Origin of the sequence: Chitinophaga sp., from assembly GCF_036566945.1 — a bacterium.
Taxonomy (GTDB): domain Bacteria; phylum Bacteroidota; class Bacteroidia; order Chitinophagales; family Chitinophagaceae; genus Chitinophaga.
Genome location: NZ_DATCVJ010001071.1, coordinates 1 through 2,056 on the forward strand (window position 1 = coordinate 1; position 2,056 = coordinate 2,056).

General features: G+C 50.5%; 2 protein-coding genes. One reads left to right on the forward strand and one right to left on the reverse strand.

From position 1 onward, the window contains the following. Positions 1-484 precede the first annotated feature (484 nt). Positions 485-1,384, reverse strand: a complete 900-nt coding sequence (locus VIP81_RS32290; protein WP_331971967.1) for a hypothetical protein — start codon at positions 1,382-1,384, stop codon at positions 485-487. 458 nt (positions 1,385-1,842) lie between these two features. Here VIP81_RS32290 and VIP81_RS32295 point away from each other — a divergent pair. Continuing rightward, on the forward strand, positions 1,843-2,056 hold a 214-nt coding region (locus VIP81_RS32295; protein WP_331971969.1), incomplete at its 3' end, for a hypothetical protein.

The following is a 2,056-nucleotide window of genomic DNA, read 5'->3' on the forward strand; positions in this document are numbered from 1 at the left end:
TCATTCCATAGCTCAATTCGTTTACCAAAATCCAAATCCTGAACGTGAGCGCTTAATCGATGCCGTGAAATTTGGAAGTATTCCTCAAAGCTTGAAGCGTAGACCTCCTTTGTTTGGTGATACGATTTGACTTTATAACCATTGCTGCGTAATGGCCTACGAAGTGCGCGCGCATGAACAATGAAATTCTCGGATCTAATCAGAATGTGACGAGCAAGTGTGCGAGCTGTAAATGGATCTATCTGTTTAGTAGTGAGGTGCAGTATTAGCTGTAATTCCTCGACTATAAATTTCAGTTTTTCAAGCTGATTCTTGAACATGGATGTAGAGTCCTTTAAGCCGTGCTCCAAAACGTTTTTTCAAACAGCCTCGGCCTACACCTGACACACAGACCGTAAGCTCATAATCTAGTGACGCCGAAAGCTGACAGGGGCATCACATCGAAACAATCTCCTGCCCAAGCGTCGAGAGCGATTGGCTTGTGCTATGAGCCACTCATTATTGCCTTAATATCCTTAACCACCTGTCCTACATCTACTTCGGCTGAAGGCGAACCAACGCTTGCCTCGAAAACCGTTGTGGCCCTGTCCGCAGCCCGCTGTCCTTTTCCAGAATCTCCAGTAGCCTGAGAGACAGACGCCGCCGTGGCGGCGTTGACGATCTCTTTTCGCTGCTCAATCGATGCATTCGCAGGCGTGGCCGCGGCAATCGCGTCCGCGGTTGCCTTTACTGCCGTTTGGTTGCCGTTGGTTGCAACTGATGTGGCCGCTGCGCCTGACGCTACAGCCGTCGCGGTAGCGGTATCCGATACGTTAGTGTTGGTGGTCGTGTTGGTGTTACTGCCTGCCGCGCCGCTTCCTGTTTCTGTTGGGGTCAGAGGTTTTTCGTTAGGCCCAACAACGCCTTTTGTCAGATCTAACTCTTGCGCAATGAGCACAGCTGCCATCTCGGCAGACTTGTTGATCATTCTTGTGTAGTCGGCCGATGAGATGGACATATCATTTGCATAAGCCATACATAAGCCTGATGCCATTGCCTCATAAAGCATCATTCCCTGCGTTTTCTGCGCGACGTTCACGACTGTTTTTGCTGCACTTTCCGCAAAGCTATTGCGTACTTCTGGCTGGACGCCCCCTGCTTTCACTGCGGCTGCAAGGCTATTACTCAGCGACGCCCCCACATTCTCTGCCACACCTGCCGGAGGTTCTCCACAGGTGCGGTTAGTGGTGCCATTGAGGACAAAAATTCGGCGGTCGGCTGTAGTCGTGACGGTGGTGAATTTAGCTTTGTGGTCAATGACCGTGACAATTGCCGGGTCGGTCATGCGGTCGGTGACGCAACCAGTGGTGGCAAGAACTGCTGCTGCAAGCAATGGGATTCTCATGAGGTTGCTCCTTAATGGCTTTTTGCTTCCATTTGGTGAGCGTAGAACACATTTTAGAATCCGCATTCATAATGTAGCCACCCAGAAAACACTTGCGCTGCGTGAGAAACTCAAGAGCGACGAAGCCCACGTGTGGCGGCCTCCAGGTGCGCTAACGGTAAATTGAGGATGGCCATTTCAGCTTCGGTCTGCAGGTTGCCTTCGGCATCCATGGGTAGATACGGCCGACCCGGTATTTCGCCCCACAAGTTTGGAAAGTCAGCTTTATGGCTACGTAGGGTATGTGGCTGCCGATCAGCGCTGGGCTCTAGATGGAATCATAGGTTCGAGCTTCTGTTCAGGATGCTGTCGGTGTTTTTGGCGATGTGCCATCATTGCATGATACCTGGCACCGATTCTTTGGCCCTAATAGGCAGCACAAGGTCGGCGGGATATTCTGTGGATGTTATGGAGCTTTTATGTCGTTTCGAAATGCTTATTGGTATTGTGAAAGTGCTTTAGAGCCGCTTATTGAATATGTAAAAGAAAATCGCTTTTTTGTTGGAGTGGCACTCATCGCGGTCATTGCTTGCGGCGGTGTGTTTGGCGCTCTGTATCTACATTTTTTTAGGGGCGTTGATATTCCTAAGTTGGCGGTCGTCAGTCACGATACTGCGAGCCATTGGGGGCAGC